The organism is Pseudomonas sp. JY-Q (assembly GCF_001655295.1).
Classification (GTDB): Bacteria; Pseudomonadota; Gammaproteobacteria; order Pseudomonadales; family Pseudomonadaceae; genus Aquipseudomonas; species Aquipseudomonas alloputida.
In genome coordinates this window covers 5,026,556-5,044,089 of the sequence record NZ_CP011525.1, presented here as the reverse complement: position 1 = coordinate 5,044,089, position 17,534 = coordinate 5,026,556, and the positions used below count along the sequence as shown (strand labels likewise).

The following is a 17,534-nucleotide window of genomic DNA, read 5'->3' as shown; positions in this document are numbered from 1 at the left end:
CGCGTGCCGGGTCAGAGGCGGAACTCGTGGCCCAGGTAAACTTCTTTGACCAAGTCGTTTGCCAGGATGGTTTCAGCGTCGCCTTCGGCGATCAATCGGCCATCGTTGACGATATAAGCGGTTTCGCAGATATCCAGGGTTTCACGCACGTTGTGGTCGGTAATCAGTACGCCGATACCTTTGGCCTTGAGGTGATGGATGATCTGCTTGATGTCGCCGACCGAAATCGGGTCGACACCGGCGAACGGTTCGTCCAGCAGGATGAACTTGGGTGCGGTCGCCAGGGCGCGCGCAATTTCGACGCGGCGGCGTTCACCACCGGACAGGCTCATGCCGAGGTTGTCCCGGATGTGGCTGATGTGGAACTCCTGCAGCAGGCTTTCCAGCTCTTTGCGGCGGCCGTCCCGGTCGAGGTCCTTGCGGGTCTCGAGGATGGCCATGATGTTGTCGGCGACCGACAGCTTGCGGAAGATCGAGGCTTCCTGCGGCAGGTAGCCGATACCGGCGCGAGCGCGGCCGTGCATGGGCTGGTGGCTGACATCGAGGTTGTCGATCAGTACGCGGCCCTGTTCGGCCTGGACCAGCCCGACAATCATGTAGAAGCAGGTGGTCTTGCCGGCGCCGTTGGGGCCGAGCAGGCCGACGATCTGGCCGCTGTCGATAGACAGGCTGACATCACGTACTACCTGCCGCCCCTTGTAGCTCTTTGCCAGGTGCTGGGCTTTGAGGGTTGCCATTTACTCGGCCTTCTTCTTGGGCTGGATCACCATGTCGATGCGCTGACGGGGTGTTGTCACATTGCCACCACGGCCGGCGGTCGCCACCTGGGTCTGAGTGTTGTAGACGATCTTTTCGCCTTCGGTGGTATTGCCTTCGCTCTCGACCTTGGCGCGGTCGGTGAGAATGACCAAGTCCTTCTGCGACTGGTACTGGATGGTTACGCCCCAGCCTTTCATCTTGTCCGGCTTGGCTGCGCTCTGCTGCTGCTCGAAGTAGGCCAGGTTGCCCACCGAGGTCACTACGTCGATATCGCCAGAGGCGGAGCGGGTAATGGTCACGGTGTTGCCTTTGATCATCATCGAACCCTGAGTGATGATCACGTCGCCGGTGTAAGTGGCCACGCCTTGTTTGTCATCCAGGTGAGCGTTGTCGGCCTGGATGCGGATAGGCTGGTCACGGTCGTTCGGCAGGGCGAGGGCGCTCGCGCTTCCCAGTGCTGCGCTCAGGCTGAGCAAAAGGGGGAGGGTTTTAACGAGCCTCATACTGTCCTCTTACGTTAGAGAGCAAGTCCATCTTGCCTTCTTTCAAATACGCTTTCATGCCTTTGCCCGTAGTGGTGCCTCCGGCGCCGTCGATTCTAACGGCTTGCTCGGTCTGCGCATATTGCTTCTGCGGGAACACGGTCATGCGTGAGCTGGTAATGATGGTTTCACGCTGCCTTTCATCGGTGCGGGCAATCCGTACCTTGTCGATCAGTTCGACCTCGGTACCGTCAGGATTGACCTCGGCGCGCGTGCTCTGCACATGCCACGGGTACTCGGTGCCGCGGTACAGGTGCAGGTCCGGTGTGGTCACCTGGGTGACTTCGCTGGTCTTGAGGTGTTCGATTCTGTCGGCGGTCATTTCGTATTGCAGCTTGCCGTCGGGCAGGAACTGCACGCTGTGGGCGTTGATCGCGTAGTAATCGATGGCGCTTTCGTCGACTTGGGCCACGGGCTTGTCGAGGAAGCTTTCCGGGCTGACATTCCAGTAGCCAATGGCTACCAACAGGGCGGCTATCGCCCCGAGCAGCGCAATGTTTCGGGCTTTCTTGCTGAGCATGGGCAGCCTTACAGGTAGTTGGCGTTGGCAGCGTCCAGGGTGCCCTGGGCCTGCATGATCAATTCGCAGAATTCACGGGCCGCGCCTTCGCCGCCACGTGCCTGGGTCACGCCGTGGGCGTGCTGGCGTACGAACGGTGCAGCGTTGGCTACGGCCATGCCCAGAGCCACTCGGCGAATCACTGGCAGGTCGGGCAGGTCGTCGCCCAGGTAAGCCACTTGATCATAGCTTAGGCCCAGTTCGGCGAGCAGGCCGTCAAGCACCACCAATTTGTCCTCCCGGCCTTGGTAGAGGTGCGGGATACCGAGGTTACTGGCCCGGCGTTCGACCACGGGGGTCTTGCGCCCGCTGATGATCGCGGTGGTCACGCCCGAGGCCATTAGCATCTTGATGCCCTGGCCGTCGAGGGTATTGAACGTCTTGAATTCGCTGCCATCCTCGAGGAAGTACAGGCGCCCGTCGGTGAGCACGCCGTCCACGTCGAAGACTGCCAGCTTGATGCCTTTGCCGCGTTGCATGAGGTCCTGGTTCATTCCATCGCTCCTTTACATTACGCCGGCGCGCAGCAGGTCATGCATGTTCAGGGCGCCGGTCGGGCGGTCTTCACGGTCCACCACCACCAGGGCGTTGATCTTGTGGTCTTCCATTATCTTCAGGGCTTCGGCGGCGAGCATGTCGGCACGCGCAGTCTTGCCATGAACGGTCATGACCTGGTCGATCAGGGTGGTGTGCACATCGATATTGCGGTCCAGGCTGCGGCGCAGGTCACCGTCGGTGAAGATCCCGGCCAGTTTGCCATCGGCTTCGACGATCACGGTCATGCCCAAACCTTTGTGGGACATTTCCAGCAGCGCGTCCTTGAGCAGGGTGCCGCGTGATACTTGAGGTAGATCGTCGCCGGCGTGCATCACGTTCTCGACCTTCAGCAGCAGGCGGCGGCCCAGCGCGCCTCCCGGGTGCGAGAAGGCGAAGTCCTCGGCGGTGAAGCCGCGGGCTTCGAGCAAGGCGATGGCCAAGGCGTCGCCCAGTACCAGCGCTGCCGTGGTGGAGGAGGTGGGGGCCAGGTTCAGCGGGCAGGCCTCTTGTGCGACACGTGCGTCAAGGTTGACCTCGGCGGCCTGGGCCAGCGGCGAGTCCGGGTTGCCGGTCAGGCTGATCAGCTTGATGCCAAGGCGTTTGATGAACGGCAGCAGGGTGACGATTTCGGCGGTGCTGCCGGAGTTCGACAGCGCAAGGATGACATCATCCCGGGTGATCATGCCCATGTCGCCATGGCTGGCTTCGGCCGGATGCACGAAAAACGCCGGTGTGCCGGTGCTGGCCAGGGTCGCGGCGATCTTGTTGCCGATGTGCCCGGACTTGCCCATGCCGACCACGACGACCCGGCCCTTGCTGGTCAGAATCAGTTCGCAGGCTTTGACGAAATTGTCGTCGATGCGCGCCAAAAGGGCCTCTACGGCCTCGAGTTCCAGGCGCAGAGTGCGTTGGGCGGATTGGATCAGCTCGCTGGATTGGCTCATGTCGAAAAGCAATGCCTGATGAAAGGGCGACGATTATACGCGCAATGATGAAAACCCTCACCTCCTCGATTGTTGCAGTGAATACCACCAAAGCCTGTCCCTGGGCTGAACGACTGCTTGCCCGGCCTTGGGGCGGGGCTGTCAGCGGTGCTATAGTTCGCCGCTATTCGGCCTGTCAGGGGTGCGTGTGCCTTCCAGATGGAGGCCGGCGTCCATTAGGACGAGGCTGCATTAGCAAGGAGTCTAGATGAGTGTGGATAGCGCCTACGCGGTCGAGTTGAAGGGTGTAACCTTCAAACGTGGTTCGCGCAGCATTTTCAGCAACGTGGACATCAGCATCCCGCGCGGCAAGGTCACCGGCATCATGGGGCCATCGGGTTGCGGCAAGACGACGTTGCTCCGCCTGATGGGCGCACAGTTGCGTCCCGCGAGCGGTGAGGTATGGGTTGCCGGGCAGAACCTGCCGACGCTGTCGCGCAGCGACCTGTTCGACGCCCGCAAGCAGATGGGCGTGCTGTTCCAGAGCGGCGCGTTGTTCACCGACCTCGATGTGTTCGAGAACGTCGCGTTCCCGCTGCGCGTGCATACTCAGCTGTCGGACGAAATGATCCGTGACATCGTGTTGATGAAGCTGCAGGCCGTGGGCCTGCGCGGTGCCATCGACCTGATGCCCGACGAGCTGTCCGGTGGCATGAAGCGCCGTGTGGCACTGGCCCGGGCGATTGCCCTGGACCCGCAGATCCTCATGTACGACGAACCGTTCGTCGGCCAGGACCCGATCGCCATGGGGGTGCTGGTGCGCCTGATTCGCCTGCTCAACGATGCCCTGGGCATCACCAGCATCGTGGTTTCCCATGACCTGGCAGAAACCGCCAGCATCGCCGACTACATTTACGTGGTAGGTGACGGCCAAGTGCTGGGCCAGGGGACGCCTGATGAGCTGATGGGTTCGGACAATCCACGGATCCGCCAATTCATGAAAGGCGACCCGGATGGCCCGGTTCCCTTCCACTTTCCCGCGCCTGACTACCGCGCCGACCTGCTGGGGGCGCGTTGATGCGCAGAAAATCCTTACTCGAACGTGTCCGCCTGCTGGGCCGCTCGGCAATCGACGTGCTGGCCGTGCTCGGGCGTTCGTGCCTGTTCCTGTTCCATGCGCTGGTCGGTCGCGGTGGTATTGGCGGCGGCTTCCAGCTGCTGACCAAGCAGTTGTACTCGGTGGGTGTGCTGTCGCTGGCGATCGTCGTCGTGTCCGGTGTGTTCATCGGCATGGTGCTGGCGCTGCAGGGCTACAGCATCCTGACCAAGTACGGCTCGGAGCAGGCGGTAGGGCAGATGGTCGCCCTGACCCTGCTGCGTGAACTTGGCCCGGTGGTAACGGCGTTGCTGTTTGCCGGGCGTGCCGGTTCCGCGTTGACCGCCGAAATCGGCAACATGAAGTCCACCGAGCAGTTGTCGAGCCTGGAAATGATCGGTGTCGACCCGCTCAAGTACATCGTTGCGCCACGCCTGTGGGCCGGTTTCATCTCGCTGCCGCTGTTGGCGCTGATCTTCAGCGTGGTCGGTATCTGGGGTGGCTCGTGGGTGGCGGTGGACTGGCTGGGTGTCTACGAGGGCTCGTTCTGGGCCAACATGCAGAACAGTGTTTCTTTCACTGACGACGTGCTCAACGGGCTGGTCAAGAGCCTGGTGTTTGCTTTCGTCTCGACCTGGATCGCCGTATTCCAGGGGTACGACTGTGAGCCCACCTCAGAAGGGATCAGTCGTGCAACCACCAAGACCGTGGTCTATGCCTCGTTGGCAGTGCTGGGTCTGGACTTTATTCTGACCGCCTTGATGTTTGGAGATTTCTGATGCAAAACCGCACCCTGGAAATCGGTGTCGGCCTGTTCCTCCTGGCCGGGATCCTGGCGCTGCTGCTGCTGGCCCTGCGTGTCAGCGGGCTGTCGGCCAGCCCGACCACTGATACCTATAAAGTTTATGCGTACTTCGACAATATCGCCGGTTTGACGGTCAGAGCTAAAGTGACCATGGCCGGTGTGACCATCGGCAAGGTCACCGCCATCGATCTGGACCGTGATTCCTACACCGGTCGGGTGACGTTGCAGCTGGACAAGTCGGTCGATAACCTGCCGACCGACTCCACTGCCTCGATCCTGACCGCCGGTTTGCTTGGTGAGAAGTACATCGGCATCAGCGTGGGCGGTGAAGACGATGTCCTCAAGGATGGTTCAACCATCCATGACACTCAGTCGGCACTGGTGCTGGAAGATCTGATTGGCAAGTTCCTGCTCAACTCTGTTGGCAAGGAACCGAAAGAAGCGCAACCGGCTAATTAAGGAGTACCCATGATTTCGATCCTGCGACGTGGCTTGCTGGTGCTGCTGGCGGCCTTCCCCCTGCTGGCCCTGGCTGTGCAGACACCGCACGAAGTGGTTCAAAGCACCACCAATGAACTGCTCGGCGACCTCAAGGCCAACAAGGAGCAGTACAAGTCCAACCCCAACGCCTTCTATGACTCGCTCAACCGCATTCTCGGCCCGGTGGTGGATGCCGACGGTATCTCGCGTAGCATCATGACCGTGAAGTATTCGCGCAAGGCGACCCCGGAGCAGATGCAGCGCTTCCAGGAAAACTTCAAGCGCAGCCTGATGCAGTTCTATGGCAATGCCTTGCTCGAGTACAACAACCAGGGCATCACTGTCGACCCGGCTAAAGCCGATGACGGCAAACGCGCCAGTGTCGGCATGAAGGTTACCGGCAACAACGGTGCCGTGTACCCCGTGCAGTACACCCTGGAGAACATTGGCGGCGAGTGGAAGGTGCGTAACGTGATCGTCAACGGCATCAACATCGGCAAGCTGTTCCGTGACCAGTTCGCCGATGCCATGCAGCGCAACGGCAATGACCTGGACAAGACCATCGACGGCTGGGCTGGCGAAGTGGCCAAGGCCAAGCAGGCTGCCGACAACTCGCCAGAGAAGACCGTCAAATGAGCGAGGCCGCTGTAAGCATGGCAGAGCCGGGCGTGCTGCGTCTGGCTGGCGTGCTGGATTACCGCAGCGGCCCGGCCTTGCGCAAGCAAGGCAAGGTGCTGATCGATGGCTCGCGCGAGCCGCGACTGGTGCTTGATTGCTCGGCTGTCGAGAAGTCGTCGAGTGTCGGCTTGTCGTTATTGCTTGCGTACATGCGTGATGCTCAGGCCACTGGCAAGGCGTGCGAAGTGCGTGGCATGCCTGACGACATGCGGGAAATTGCCGAGGTCTATGATCTCGATGAAGTGCTGGCAAGCTAGTGGCCCGGCACGGATGATGGCCCCTCGGTCAGCGAAGCCTTCGTTGGGCTTCGCAGGCGAGGGGCTTTTTTGTATGATGGCCGACCCGTGCGCATCGGGCGCCGATTGAGGTTGAGCATGCAGGCCGTAGAAGTTAAAAGCTTCCTTGAAGAGAAATTGCCGGGTTCCCGGGTCGAAGTTGAAGGCGAAGGCTGCAACTTCCAGTTGAACGTGATCAGCGACGAGTTGGCTGGCCTGAGTCCGGTCAAACGCCAGCAGGCGATCTATGCTCACCTGAATCCGTGGATCGCCAATGGCAGCATCCATGCGGTAACCATGAAATTTTTCAGCAGCGCAGCCTGGGCTGAGCGCACCTGAGCCAACTTGGCGGCGAGACTCCAATGGACAAACTGATTATTACTGGCGGCGCTCGCCTTGACGGCGAGATCCGCATTTCGGGCGCGAAAAACGCAGCCCTGCCGATTCTGGCAGCGACCCTGCTGGCCGATGGCCCGGTCACCGTGGGCAACCTGCCGCACCTGCACGACATCACCACCATGATCGAGCTGTTCGGGCGCATGGGCATCGAGCCTGTGATCGACGAAAAGCTGTCGGTGGAGATCGATCCCCGCACCATCAAGACCCTGGTCGCGCCGTACGAGCTGGTCAAGACCATGCGCGCCTCGATCCTGGTGCTGGGCCCGATGGTTGCCCGTTTCGGCGAAGCCGAAGTGGCCCTGCCTGGCGGTTGCGCCATTGGCTCGCGCCCGGTCGATCTGCACATCCGTGGCCTTGAGGCCATGGGGGCGAAGATTGAAGTGGAGGGCGGCTACATCAAGGCCAAGGCGCCTGAAGGTGGCCTGCGTGGCGCGCACTTCTTCTTCGACACCGTCAGCGTGACCGGTACCGAGAACATCATGATGGCCGCTGCCTTGGCCAAGGGCCGCAGCGTGTTGCAGAACGCCGCGCGTGAGCCTGAAGTGGTCGATCTGGCCAACTTCATCAACGCCATGGGCGGGAACATTCAGGGCGCAGGTACCGACACCATCACTATCGATGGTGTCGAACGACTGGATTCGGCCAACTACCGCGTCATGCCGGACCGCATCGAGACCGGTACCTACCTGGTTGCCGCTGCCGTGACCGGTGGCCGCGTCAAGGTCAAGGACACCGACCCTACCATCCTTGAAGCCGTGCTTGAAAAACTCAAGGAAGCGGGTGCCGACATCAACACCGGCGAGGACTGGATCGAGCTGGACATGCATGGCAAGCGGCCGAAAGCCGTGAACCTGCGTACTGCCCCGTATCCGGCGTTCCCGACCGACATGCAGGCGCAGTTCATCTCGCTGAACGCCATTGCCGAAGGCACTGGCGCGGTAATCGAGACCATCTTCGAAAACCGCTTCATGCATGTTTACGAAATGCACCGCATGGGCGCGCAGATCCAGGTCGAAGGCAACACCGCCATCGTCACTGGCGTCAAGGCGCTGAAGGGTGCCCCGGTCATGGCCACCGACCTGCGTGCTTCCGCCAGCCTGGTGCTGTCGGCGCTGGTTGCCGAAGGCGATACTCTGATCGATCGCATCTACCACATCGACCGTGGTTACGAGTGCATCGAGGAAAAACTGCAGATGCTCGGCGCGAAAATCCGCCGCGTACCGGGCTAGTACCCCGCGGGTGCAAGGACGCACCTTTTGAATTGAATGCGGCCAGGTCGATGACCTGGCCGGCAGCAGCCGCTTAAGGACGGACGTTCCAATGTTGACCATCGCGCTTTCCAAAGGCCGTATTCTCGACGATACCTTGCCGTTGCTCGCCGAGGCCGGCATCGTGCCGACCGAAAACCCGGACAAGAGCCGCAAACTGATCATCCCCACCACGCAGGACGATGTGCGCCTGCTGATCGTGCGTGCCACCGACGTGCCGACCTATGTCGAGCATGGTGCTGCCGACCTGGGTGTGGCCGGCAAGGACGTGCTGATGGAGTACGGCGGCCAGGGCCTGTATGAGCCCCTGGACCTGCAGATTGCTCAATGCAAGCTGATGACCGCGGGCGTAGTCGGCGCAGCCGAGCCCAAGGGCCGCCTGCGTGTGGCCACCAAGTTCGTCAACGTAGCCAAGCGTTACTATGCCGAACAAGGTCGCCAGGTCGACATCATCAAGCTGTATGGCTCGATGGAGCTGGCGCCGCTGATCAACCTTGCCGACAAGATCATCGACGTGGTCGACACCGGCAACACCCTGCGTGCCAACGGCCTGGAACCCCAGGAACTGATCGCCACGATCAGCTCGCGCCTGGTGGTCAACAAAGCCTCCATGAAAATGCAGCACGCCCGTATCCAGAGCCTGATCGACACGCTGCGTCAAGCGGTCGAATCGCGACACCGCGGTTGACTCCTGCGCGCGACCTTCGCTGTCGCGCCCGTCTATCCGCGTCATAGCCATTTTTCTCGGGTGCCCGCGCGGATGGACTGGTAGCTTGGGATTGTGCGAAAAGTCGCCGAGCGGCGATCATGCAAGAACGAAAACAGGCGAGGAACGGCCGGGGTCGCGCCCGACTTTACTGGTTGCAAATGAGCATTCCGAGCCTGTTTTTAACGTAGCATGATCGTCGCGCAGGCACTTTTCGCACAATCCCCTAGGGCGCCTGAGCATTCGCTAATATTACGAGGCCCTCGCCATGACCGTGTCCACTGCAATTGCCCGTCTCAACGCCGCTGATCCGGATTTCGCTCGACATCTGGATCATCTGCTGAGCTGGGAAAGTGTGTCCGATGACGCGGTCAATCAGCGCGTGCTCGACATCATCAAGGCCGTGCGTGAACGCGGTGATGCGGCGCTGGTGGAATTCACCCAGCGCTTCGATGGTGTTGACGCCAAGTCGATTGACGACCTGATCCTCAATCGCGCGCGCCTGGAACTGGCGCTGACCCGTATTACCCCGGTCCAGCGCGAGGCCCTGGAAAAGGCCGCCAACCGTGTGCGCATTTATCACGAGCGGCAGAAGCAGGACTCCTGGCAGTACACCGAGGCCGACGGCACCGTGCTCGGCCAGAAGGTCACCCCGCTGGACCGTGCTGGCCTGTATGTGCCGGGCGGCAAGGCGTCGTACCCGTCGTCGGTGCTGATGAACGCCATCCCGGCCAAGGTCGCGGGCGTGGCTGAAGTGGTGATGGTGGTACCGACCCCGCGTGGTGAGGTCAACGAGCTGGTGCTGGCGGCTGCCTGCATCGCCGGTGTCGACCGGGTGTTCACCGTCGGTGGTGCCCAGGCCGTGGCTGCGCTGGCCTACGGTACTGAAAGCGTGCCGCAGGTGGACAAGATCGTCGGCCCGGGCAACATCTACGTTGCCACCGCCAAGCGCCACGTGTTCGGCCAGGTAGGCATTGACATGATCGCCGGCCCCTCGGAAATTCTCGTGGTGTGCGACGGTCAGACCGACCCGGACTGGATTGCCATGGACCTGTTCTCCCAGGCCGAGCACGACGAAGACGCCCAGGCCATCCTGGTCAGCCCGGATGCCGCCTTCCTTGATCGTGTGGCTGCCAGCATCGACAAGCTGATGCCGACCATGGAACGTGCCGATATCATCGAGAAGTCGATCAATGGCCGTGGTGCGCTGATCCAGGTGCGTGACATGCAGCAGGCCATGGACGTGGCCAACCGCATTGCACCGGAGCACCTGGAGCTGTCCGTGGCCGACCCGCAAGCCTGGCTGCCACACATTCGCCACGCTGGCGCGATCTTCATGGGCCGCCACACCAGCGAAGCGCTGGGCGATTACTGCGCTGGCCCTAACCACGTGCTGCCCACTTCAGGTACCGCGCGTTTTTCGTCGCCGCTGGGGGTGTATGACTTCCAGAAGCGTTCGTCGATCATCTTCTGCTCCGAACAGGGCGCTTCCGAACTGGGCCACACTGCCTCGGTTCTGGCCCGTGGCGAGTCGCTGACCGCCCACGCCCGCAGCGCTGAATACCGTATCCTGACCCAAGAGAAGGGGAACTGAGCATGAGTCGATTCTGGAGCCCCTTCGTCAAGGACCTGGTGCCTTACGTGCCGGGCGAGCAACCCAAGCTGGCCCGCCTGGTCAAGCTGAACACCAACGAAAACCCCTATGGCCCGTCGCCCAAGGCGCTGGAGGCCATGCGCGGCGAGCTGAACGATAACCTGCGCCTGTACCCGGACCCGAACGGTGACCGTCTCAAGCAAGCGGTGGCCGAGTACTACGGCGTGACCCCGGCGCAAGTGTTTGTCGGCAACGGCTCGGACGAGGTGCTGGCGCACATCTTCCACGGCCTGTTCCAGCACGATGCGCCCCTGCTGTTCCCGGACATCAGCTACAGCTTCTACCCGGTGTACTGCGGCCTGTACGGCATTGCCTTCGAACAGGTGGCGCTGGATGAGCAGTTCCAGATCCGTATTGAGGACTACAAAAAGCCCAACGCTGGCATCATCTTCCCCAACCCCAACGCGCCGACCGGTTGCCTGATGCCGTTGCAGGTGGTGGAGCAGCTGCTGCAGGCCAACCGTGATTCGGTGGTGGTAGTGGATGAGGCCTACATCGATTTCGGTGGTGAAACGGCGATCAGCCTGGTGGACCGCTACGATAACCTGCTGGTTACCCAGACGCTGTCGAAGTCGCGCTCGCTGGCGGGGCTGCGAGTGGGCCTGGCGGTGGGGCACCCGGACCTGATCGAGGCCTTGGAGCGGATCAAGAACAGCTTCAACTCCTATCCGCTTGACCGTGCAGCTATCGTCGGTGCGGCGGTGGCGTTCGAAGACCGTGAGTACTTCGAGGACACCTGCCGCAAGGTGATAGACAGCCGGGAGGTGTTGGTCGGTCAGCTGCAGGCCAAGGGTTTTGAGGTGCTGCCGTCGGCTGCCAACTTCATCTTCGCCCGCCACCCGCAGCAGGATGCCGGCGAGCTGGCGGCACGCTTGCGCGAGCAGGGCGTGATCGTGCGTCACTTCAAGCAGCCGCGTATTGCCCAGTTCCTGCGGATCACCATCGGTACTCCGGAAATGAACCAGGCACTGCTGGATGCGTTGAGCTGACGTGTAGGAGCGGGTTTACCCGCGAATACGGTAGCGGCGGCAACGGTGAACGGCGGGTGGAAACTGGCCAGCAGGGCCGGCCCATTCGCGGGTGAACCCGCTCCTACAACAGCCTGTGCGCGTCCATCGTAGGAGCGGGTTTACCCGCGAATACGGTAGCGGCGGCAACGGTGAACGGCGGGTGGAAACTGGCCAGCAGGGCCGGCCCATTCGCGGGTGAACCCGCTCCTACAACAGCCTGTGCGCGTCCATCGTAGGAGCGGGTTTACCCGCGAATACGGTAGCGGCGGCAACGGTGAACGGCGGGTGGAAACTGGCCAGCAGGCCCGGCCCTTTCGCGGGTGAACCCGCTCCTACAACAGCCTGTGCGCGTCCAATGTAGGAGCGGGTTTACCCGCGAATACGGTAGCGGCGGCAGCGGCGAACGGTCGGTGGAAATTGGCCAGCAGGCCCGGCCCTTTCGCGGGTGAACCCGCTCCTACAACAGCCTGTGCGCGTCCAATGTAGGAGCGGGTTTACCCGCGAATACGGTAGCGGCGGCAACGGTGAACGGCGGGTGGAAACTGGCCAGCAGGGCCGGCCCTTTCGCGGGTGAACCCGCTCCTACGGGGATCGCGCCAGCCCTTGAGGAACGACAGAACTGTTGCTTCTCAAGGGCTTAATAGCGGCGGTCTTCGATCACAAATGGCTTGGCTGCCGGCCTGTTGCGCACCGCCGCCGGTGTACCATCCAGCACCAGTACATAATCGTTCTGCTTGTCCATCCCCTCCGGATCGATCCATTGATCGTCTCTGGCCGCAACCTGGGCAACCACATGGCCGTTCTTGATAATGGTCAGATAACCCTTGGCGTTACTGTTCCAGCGTAGCCGTCCTTTGTTTTCATCGGCCCGCGCCTTGCGCACGCCGGTATCACCCAGTAAAGGCGTGCCGTCCAATAGCCATTCCGGCTGCAGCTTGAGGCCCATGTGACGCAGCACCGTGGGCGCTACCGAGGTCTGCGCGGGAAGCCCGTACAGGCCGCCGGGCCCAGGCATCTCCACAGGAATGCTCAGCTCGGTCAGTTCCTGATTCAACGGCTTGTTGCTGGCGATGAAGATACTCTTTTCCTGCTCCGAAGCGCCGCCATGGCCTTTCCCCCAATAGTCCCGGCCATGGTTGGTGCTGACGAGTACCAGCCAGTCTTCCTGTGGGAACATGCGACGCCGCTGGTCTACCTTGTCCAATAGCCGCCCGATCTCGCTGTCGGCCTTGCGCAACGCCTGCGCATAGTGCTCACCGTAACCCCTTTGATGGCCGATCTGGTCAGGTTCGTCCAGTTGAATGAACGTGAAGTCAGCGGGTGTGTCACCCAGGATCTGCAACGTACGCGCAATCACCTGTTCATCTGGCAAACCACTTTCGCGTACATCGGCGTCATGGGCGTCCTCCAGCAGAAATGCCGTGTTGATGGGTGACCAGTTGACGATGCTGGAGAGGTAGGCATTGGGGTAGGCCAGGCGTAGCCGCTTGAACAGGCTGGGAAACGCCGGGTTGACCCGTTGCGAGTCGTCGTCCGATTCAACGCCATGCTTGTTGCTCCACACGTCGGTCAGCAAAGTGATCCAGCCAGGGCCGCTCAACGTGAGCTGCTCGCTGGCTTTACCATTGATACCCCCGGCGTAAGCCTTGCCGTAGTAAAGCCGCTGCTCCAGGTTGGTTGCATCGCCCAGTTGCAAATACTGCTGCAGTTGCACGCCATCAAGGCCGATGAGCAAGGTCTTGGGGCGGCTCGGGTGGCGGGCCGGGTCACAGCCTGGCTGCAGGGCCAGGAACAGCAGTAACAGCAAACTCGCCATTCGCATGTGGGCGCATCCTTGAAAGCACGCAACGAGCGTTGCAACAAAGTGGCATGCCCACAACTGGCAGAAATACCAGGTGGTTTACGTCTTCGCCTGCAATCCAGTAAGCTGCGGCAATTCATCGGATGATTGGTTGAGTGACATGAATACAGAGCTGACCAAGCGTTCCCTGGTGGAGTTGGCGGTAGAGCGCATGCGCGAATGCATCGTGCTGGGCGATTGGCAGGTCGGTCAGCGCCTGCCTACCGAGCCCGAGCTTGCCTTGCAACTGGGCATTAGCCGTAACACGGTGCGTGAGGCCATGCGCGTGCTGGCGTTCAGTGGCCTGGTGGAAATTCGCCAGGGAGACGGCAGCTACCTGCGCACTGCCCAGGACCCGCTGCAGGCGGTGCACGCGATGTCCCGATGTACGCTCGAGCAGGCCCGCGAGACCCGCCATATCCTCGAGGCGGAGGCCATCGGCCTGGCGGCTTTGCGTCGTAACGATGCCGACCTGCAAGCGCTGAAGGATGCCCTGGAAGGCAGTGCGGGGCACTTTCACGGCGATGTCGATGCCTATGTCGCCTGCGATCTGGTCTTCCACCAGCGGCTGGTCGATGCCGCCCATAACCCGGCATTGAGCGAGCTGTACCGTTACTTCTCCGGGGTCGTGGCTGCCGCTCTGCAACACAATATGGCCACCGTTCCGCGCTGCCAGGCCACGTTCGACTTGCATGGGCAGATCCTCGACGCCATCGAGCAACGTGACGCTGAACGGGCCAAGCGCCTGAGCCGTACCCTCATTGAATCCTGACACCGAGAAGGCCATGGCTGAATCCATCACCCGTAATACCCCATCGAACGAGCGGGATCTCGATGAGCTGCTGATCGACGCTGAAGCTGACGACGAACAGGTCCAGCAACAGGCTGTGGTGTTGCGGCGGCCCTGGCTGTTGCTGCTGGGCCTGGTGCTGGTGGCCTTGAACCTGCGCCCGGCATTGTCGAGCATGGCGCCGGTGCTGGGCCAAGTATCTGAAGGCTTGGGGCTGAATGCTTCGCAGGCGGGCTTGCTGACCACCTTGCCGGTGCTCTGCCTGGGCCTGTTTGCTCCCTTGGCGCCAGTGCTGGCGCGGCGCTTTGGCAGCGAGCGGGTGATTCTTGGCATCCTCGTCACCCTGGCGCTTGGCCTCGTGGTACGAAGTACCTTTGGGGCTGTCGGGGTGTTCCTCGGCAGCCTGATGGCAGGGGCCAGCATCGGCATTATCGGCGTATTGTTGCCAGGTATCGTCAAGCGCGACTTTCCGCAACACGCTGGCACGCTGACCGGTGTATACACCATGGCATTATGCCTGGGCGCGGCCATGGCCGCGGGTGCCACCGTGCCGTTGGCCCAGCATTTCGACGGCAGCTGGGCACTGGGGTTGGGCTTCTGGGTGCTGCCGGCTTTGCTGGCCATGCTGGTGTGGCTGCCACAGGCCCGTCAGGGGCATGGGCTGCACAGGGTGGCCTATCGCGTGCGAGGCTTGTGGCGTGACCCACTGGCCTGGCAGGTGACCCTGTATATGGGCCTGCAGTCATCACTGGCCTACATCGTGTTCGGTTGGTTGCCATCGATCCTGATCGGTCGCGGCCTCAGCCCTACCGAGGCAGGGCTTGTGCTGTCGGGGTCGGTAATCGTGCAGTTGATCAGCTCGCTCAGTGCTCCCTGGCTGGCCACCCGCGGCAAGGACCAGCGGCTGGCAATCGTGCTGGTCATGTCAGGTACGCTGGCGGGGCTGTTCGGTTGCCTGTATGCGCCACTTTCCGGGTTGTGGGGGTGGGCCATTGTGCTGGGCCTGGGGCAGGGCGGTACCTTTGCCCTGGCGCTGACCTTGATCGTGCTGCGCTCGAAAGATGCCCACGTGGCGGCGAACTTGTCGAGCATGGCCCAAGGGGTGGGTTATACCCTGGCCTCGATGGGGCCTTTCGCGGTGGGCCTGGTGCATGACCTGACCGGCGGCTGGGCGGCATTGGGTTGGATTTTTGCGGTACTGGGCGTTGGCGCCGTCGTGTTCGGGCTGGGTGCCGGGCGGGCACTGCAGGTGCAGGTGACCTGCGAAAAAGTCTGAGGCCTGTTTCAGCAGTACCGTCCTCTTGCCTGCCAAGAGGACGGTACTGGCATAAGCCATCGGGGCAGATTATCGTGCAGTTTTCGAACCTAGGACGGACAAGCCCACAATGAGCGATGCCAACCGCGCCCTGATTACCCGTTTCTACCAGGCTTTCCAGCGCCTGGATGCCGACGCCATGCTGGCCTGCTACAGCAGCGATATCGTTTTCAGCGACCCGGTGTTCGGCACCCTGCGCGGCAAGGACGCAGGCGATATGTGGCGGATGCTCACCACCCGCGCCAAGAACTTCACCCTGACATTCGACAGCATACGTGCAGATGAGCACAGTGGCAGCGCGCACTGGGTGGCTACCTACCTGTTCAGCCAGACCGGCCGTGTTGTGGTCAACGATATCCAGGCACGCTTTGTCATGCGTGATGGGCTGATTTGCCAGCATGACGATACCTTTGACCTGTGGCGCTGGTCGCGGCAAGCGTTGGGTGTTCCTGGAATGCTGCTGGGGTGGTCGCCGCTGATGCAGAACAAGGTCCGCCTGCAGGCATTCAAGGGGTTGCGCGCATTCCAGCAGGCCCAGGGTGAGTGAAGTCGTCGAACCTGCCGTTGGTAAGCCCTGGTTTGTCTATCTGGTAAGGGCAGCCAATGGCTCGTTGTATTGCGGCATCAGCGATGACCCGCAGCGTCGGTTCGCCGCGCATCAGAAAGGGCAGGGCGCCCGCTATTTCAAGACCAGCCCGGCCCAGGCGCTGGTGTATGTGGAGCAGTGGCCGGACAAGGGCGCGGCGCTGCGCCAGGAGCGGTTGGTGAAACGGCTGCGCAAGTCGGCGAAGGAGGCACTGGTGGCCTCCTTTGGCGGCTTGGGGGAAATCAGTCCTTGCGGCGCTTCAGCTGATCCACCAAGGTTGTCGGCAGCCCCTTGATGATCAAGGTCCCCGCCGCTTCGTCATACTCCACCTTGTCCCCCAGCAGATGCGCCTCGAAGCTGATCGACAGCCCCTCGGCACGCCCGGTGAAACGGCGGAACTGGTTGAGGGTGCGTTTGTCAGCAGGAATTTCCGGCGACAGGCCGTAGTCCTTGTTGCGGATGTGGTCGTAGAACGCTTTGGGGCGGTCTTCGTCGATCAGGCTGGACAGCTCTTCGAGCGTCACCGGCTCGCCCAGCTTGGTCTGGGTGGTGGCGTACTCGACCAGGGTCTGGGTCTTTTCGCGGGCGGATTCTTCCGGCAGGTCTTCGCTTTCGACGAAATCGCTGAAGGCCTTGAGCAGGGTACGGGTTTCGCCCGGGCCGTCGACGCCTTCCTGGCAGCCGATGAAGTCGCGGAAGTAATCCGACACCTTCTTGCCGTTCTTGCCCTTGATGAACGAAATATACTGCCTGGAGTTCTGGTTGTTCTTCCACTCCGACAGGTTGATGCGTGCTGCCAGGTGCAGCTGGCCAAGGTCGAGATGACGGGAAGGGGTCACGTCGAGCTCGGCATTCACCGCCACGCCTTCGCTATGGTGCAGCAGGGCGATCGCCAGGTACTCGGTCATGCCTTGCTGATAGTGGGCAAACAGGATGTGGCCGCCGGTGGACAGGTTGGACTCTTCCATCAGCTTCTGCAGATGCTCGACAGCCACGCGGCTGAAGGCGGTGAAGTCCTTTTCCCCCTCCAGGTACTGCTTCAGCCAGCCGCTCAGCGGGTAGGCGCCCGATTCGCCGTGGAAAAAGCCCCAGGCCTTGCCTTGCTTGGCGTTGTAGCTGTCATTGAGGTCGGCCAGGAGGTTTTCGATGGCATCGGAGGCAGCCAGTTCGGAGTCGCGAGCATGCAGCACGGCGGGGCTGCCATCGGGCTTTTTGTCGATCAGGTGAACGATGCAATGACGGATTGGCATGGAATTCTCGGCGAGCTGCAAAAGTTGCCAAGTTTAACCTAGACCTGAGGTGATGCAGTGGC

Annotated in this window: 21 protein-coding genes; 14 read left to right on the top strand and 7 right to left on the bottom strand. The window is 61.7% G+C overall.

Annotated features, from left to right (window positions below; genetic code table 11):
* Positions 1-11: 11 nt before the first annotated feature.
* From lptB to AA098_RS22635, 5 genes are read right to left on the bottom strand one after another with little or no spacing between them, the layout of a single operon-like run.
* Positions 12-737, bottom strand: coding sequence for an LPS export ABC transporter ATP-binding protein (gene lptB, locus AA098_RS22655; protein ID WP_003255132.1), 726 nt, complete (start codon positions 735-737; stop codon positions 12-14).
* Complete coding sequence (lptA, locus tag AA098_RS22650) at positions 738-1,262, bottom strand: lipopolysaccharide transport periplasmic protein LptA (RefSeq protein WP_003255131.1); 525 nt, start codon at positions 1,260-1,262, stop codon at positions 738-740.
* Positions 1,249-1,821: an LPS export ABC transporter periplasmic protein LptC gene (gene lptC, locus AA098_RS22645; protein ID WP_004574491.1), complete on the bottom strand. Its 573-nt coding sequence runs from the start codon at positions 1,819-1,821 to the stop codon at positions 1,249-1,251. The genes lptA and lptC overlap by 14 nt, the downstream gene beginning before the upstream one ends.
* Positions 1,822-1,829: 8 nt before the next feature.
* Complete coding sequence (locus AA098_RS22640; RefSeq protein ID WP_003255129.1) at positions 1,830-2,354, bottom strand: HAD family hydrolase; 525 nt, start codon at positions 2,352-2,354, stop codon at positions 1,830-1,832.
* A gap of 12 nt (positions 2,355-2,366) precedes the next feature.
* Positions 2,367-3,341, bottom strand: coding sequence for an SIS domain-containing protein (locus AA098_RS22635; RefSeq protein WP_003255128.1), 975 nt, complete (start codon positions 3,339-3,341; stop codon positions 2,367-2,369).
* A gap of 247 nt (positions 3,342-3,588) precedes the next feature.
* Here AA098_RS22635 and AA098_RS22630 point away from each other — a divergent pair, with 247 nt between their 5' ends.
* From AA098_RS22630 to hisC, 10 genes are all read left to right on the top strand, one after another.
* Positions 3,589-4,398, top strand: a complete 810-nt coding sequence (locus tag AA098_RS22630; RefSeq protein ID WP_003255127.1) for an ATP-binding cassette domain-containing protein — start codon at positions 3,589-3,591, stop codon at positions 4,396-4,398.
* On the top strand, positions 4,398-5,195 hold the full coding sequence (gene mlaE, locus AA098_RS22625) for a lipid asymmetry maintenance ABC transporter permease subunit MlaE (RefSeq protein ID WP_003255125.1): 798 nt from the start codon (positions 4,398-4,400) through the stop codon (positions 5,193-5,195). The genes AA098_RS22630 and mlaE overlap by 1 nt, the downstream gene beginning before the upstream one ends.
* Positions 5,195-5,680 carry an outer membrane lipid asymmetry maintenance protein MlaD gene (gene mlaD / locus AA098_RS22620; protein ID WP_003255124.1) on the top strand — a complete coding sequence of 162 codons (486 nt, stop codon included), beginning with the start codon at positions 5,195-5,197 and terminating at the stop codon, positions 5,678-5,680. The genes mlaE and mlaD overlap by 1 nt, the downstream gene beginning before the upstream one ends.
* A 9-nt stretch (positions 5,681-5,689) precedes the next feature.
* Positions 5,690-6,337, top strand: a complete 648-nt coding sequence (locus AA098_RS22615; RefSeq protein ID WP_003255123.1) for a phospholipid-binding protein MlaC — start codon at positions 5,690-5,692, stop codon at positions 6,335-6,337.
* Positions 6,334-6,636 (top strand): lipid asymmetry maintenance protein MlaB, encoded by a 303-nt coding sequence (locus AA098_RS22610; protein WP_003255122.1) that lies wholly within the window; start codon positions 6,334-6,336, stop codon positions 6,634-6,636. The genes AA098_RS22615 and AA098_RS22610 overlap by 4 nt, the downstream gene beginning before the upstream one ends.
* Before the next feature lie 117 nt (positions 6,637-6,753).
* Positions 6,754-6,993 (top strand): BolA family protein, encoded by a 240-nt coding sequence (locus AA098_RS22605; RefSeq protein ID WP_003255121.1) that lies wholly within the window; start codon positions 6,754-6,756, stop codon positions 6,991-6,993.
* Positions 6,994-7,016: 23 nt separating this feature from the next.
* Complete coding sequence (gene murA, locus AA098_RS22600) at positions 7,017-8,282, top strand: UDP-N-acetylglucosamine 1-carboxyvinyltransferase (RefSeq protein WP_003255119.1); 1,266 nt, start codon at positions 7,017-7,019, stop codon at positions 8,280-8,282.
* Positions 8,283-8,373: 91 nt separating this feature from the next.
* A complete protein-coding gene (gene hisG / locus AA098_RS22595; RefSeq protein ID WP_003255118.1) occupies positions 8,374-9,009 on the top strand; it encodes an ATP phosphoribosyltransferase in 636 nt (211 codons plus the stop codon).
* Between the two features lie 286 nt (positions 9,010-9,295).
* Entirely contained in the window at positions 9,296-10,621 is a 1,326-nt protein-coding gene (gene hisD / locus AA098_RS22590; RefSeq protein ID WP_003255117.1) for a histidinol dehydrogenase, read from the top strand.
* Positions 10,622-10,623: 2 nt separating this feature from the next.
* Entirely contained in the window at positions 10,624-11,670 is a 1,047-nt protein-coding gene (gene hisC, locus AA098_RS22585; RefSeq protein WP_004574500.1) for a histidinol-phosphate transaminase, read from the top strand.
* 658 nt (positions 11,671-12,328) lie between these two features.
* Here hisC and AA098_RS22580 read toward each other — a convergent pair.
* Positions 12,329-13,513, bottom strand: a complete 1,185-nt coding sequence (locus tag AA098_RS22580) for an alkaline phosphatase family protein (RefSeq protein WP_064615020.1) — start codon at positions 13,511-13,513, stop codon at positions 12,329-12,331.
* 139 nt (positions 13,514-13,652) lie between these two features.
* On the opposite strand from AA098_RS22580, the gene AA098_RS22575 reads away from it, so the two are divergent.
* The 4 genes from AA098_RS22575 to AA098_RS28860 all read left to right on the top strand — a co-directional run bounded on the left by AA098_RS22575 (position 13,653) and on the right by AA098_RS28860 (position 16,517).
* The gene (locus AA098_RS22575; RefSeq protein WP_004575660.1) at positions 13,653-14,303 is read left to right on the top strand and encodes a FadR/GntR family transcriptional regulator; all 651 of its coding nucleotides are present in this window, start codon (positions 13,653-13,655) and stop codon (positions 14,301-14,303) included.
* Positions 14,304-14,316: 13 nt separating this feature from the next.
* Entirely contained in the window at positions 14,317-15,597 is a 1,281-nt protein-coding gene (locus tag AA098_RS22570; protein WP_047605000.1) for an MFS transporter, read from the top strand.
* Positions 15,598-15,706: 109 nt separating this feature from the next.
* Positions 15,707-16,183 carry a nuclear transport factor 2 family protein gene (locus tag AA098_RS22565; RefSeq protein ID WP_003255111.1) on the top strand — a complete coding sequence of 159 codons (477 nt, stop codon included), beginning with the start codon at positions 15,707-15,709 and terminating at the stop codon, positions 16,181-16,183.
* Positions 16,176-16,517, top strand: coding sequence for a GIY-YIG nuclease family protein (locus AA098_RS28860; RefSeq protein ID WP_003255109.1), 342 nt, complete (start codon positions 16,176-16,178; stop codon positions 16,515-16,517). The genes AA098_RS22565 and AA098_RS28860 overlap by 8 nt, the downstream gene beginning before the upstream one ends.
* Here AA098_RS28860 and yejK read toward each other — a convergent pair.
* Positions 16,465-17,472, bottom strand: coding sequence for a nucleoid-associated protein YejK (gene yejK / locus AA098_RS22560; protein ID WP_003255108.1), 1,008 nt, complete (start codon positions 17,470-17,472; stop codon positions 16,465-16,467). The genes AA098_RS28860 and yejK overlap by 53 nt on opposite strands.
* Between the last annotated feature and the right edge of the window lie 62 nt (positions 17,473-17,534).

Bases quoted from the DNA above. Each gene is read 5' to 3' on its own strand.
- hisC (WP_004574500.1), top strand. From the start codon at position 10,624: ATGAGTCGATTCTGGAGCCCCTTCGTCAAGGACCTGGTGCCTTACGTG.
- AA098_RS22575 (WP_004575660.1), top strand. From the start codon at position 13,653: ATGAATACAGAGCTGACCAAGCGTTCCCTGGTGGAGTTGGCGGTAGAG.
- AA098_RS22640 (WP_003255129.1), bottom strand. From the start codon at position 2,354: ATGAACCAGGACCTCATGCAACGCGGCAAAGGCATCAAGCTGGCAGTC.
- lptA (WP_003255131.1), bottom strand. From the start codon at position 1,262: ATGAGGCTCGTTAAAACCCTCCCCCTTTTGCTCAGCCTGAGCGCAGCA.
- AA098_RS22605 (WP_003255121.1), top strand. From the start codon at position 6,754: ATGCAGGCCGTAGAAGTTAAAAGCTTCCTTGAAGAGAAATTGCCGGGT.
- hisG (WP_003255118.1), top strand. From the start codon at position 8,374: ATGTTGACCATCGCGCTTTCCAAAGGCCGTATTCTCGACGATACCTTG.
- AA098_RS22615 (WP_003255123.1), top strand. From the start codon at position 5,690: ATGATTTCGATCCTGCGACGTGGCTTGCTGGTGCTGCTGGCGGCCTTC.
- AA098_RS22610 (WP_003255122.1), top strand. From the start codon at position 6,334: ATGAGCGAGGCCGCTGTAAGCATGGCAGAGCCGGGCGTGCTGCGTCTG.
- lptB (WP_003255132.1), bottom strand. From the start codon at position 737: ATGGCAACCCTCAAAGCCCAGCACCTGGCAAAGAGCTACAAGGGGCGG.
- AA098_RS22565 (WP_003255111.1), top strand. From the start codon at position 15,707: ATGAGCGATGCCAACCGCGCCCTGATTACCCGTTTCTACCAGGCTTTC.
- AA098_RS22580 (WP_064615020.1), bottom strand. From the start codon at position 13,513: ATGCGAATGGCGAGTTTGCTGTTACTGCTGTTCCTGGCCCTGCAGCCA.
- mlaD (WP_003255124.1), top strand. From the start codon at position 5,195: ATGCAAAACCGCACCCTGGAAATCGGTGTCGGCCTGTTCCTCCTGGCC.
- mlaE (WP_003255125.1), top strand. From the start codon at position 4,398: ATGCGCAGAAAATCCTTACTCGAACGTGTCCGCCTGCTGGGCCGCTCG.
- yejK (WP_003255108.1), bottom strand. From the start codon at position 17,472: ATGCCAATCCGTCATTGCATCGTTCACCTGATCGACAAAAAGCCCGAT.
- AA098_RS22630 (WP_003255127.1), top strand. From the start codon at position 3,589: ATGAGTGTGGATAGCGCCTACGCGGTCGAGTTGAAGGGTGTAACCTTC.
- AA098_RS22635 (WP_003255128.1), bottom strand. From the start codon at position 3,341: ATGAGCCAATCCAGCGAGCTGATCCAATCCGCCCAACGCACTCTGCGC.
- hisD (WP_003255117.1), top strand. From the start codon at position 9,296: ATGACCGTGTCCACTGCAATTGCCCGTCTCAACGCCGCTGATCCGGAT.
- murA (WP_003255119.1), top strand. From the start codon at position 7,017: ATGGACAAACTGATTATTACTGGCGGCGCTCGCCTTGACGGCGAGATC.
- AA098_RS22570 (WP_047605000.1), top strand. From the start codon at position 14,317: ATGGCTGAATCCATCACCCGTAATACCCCATCGAACGAGCGGGATCTC.
- lptC (WP_004574491.1), bottom strand. From the start codon at position 1,821: ATGCTCAGCAAGAAAGCCCGAAACATTGCGCTGCTCGGGGCGATAGCC.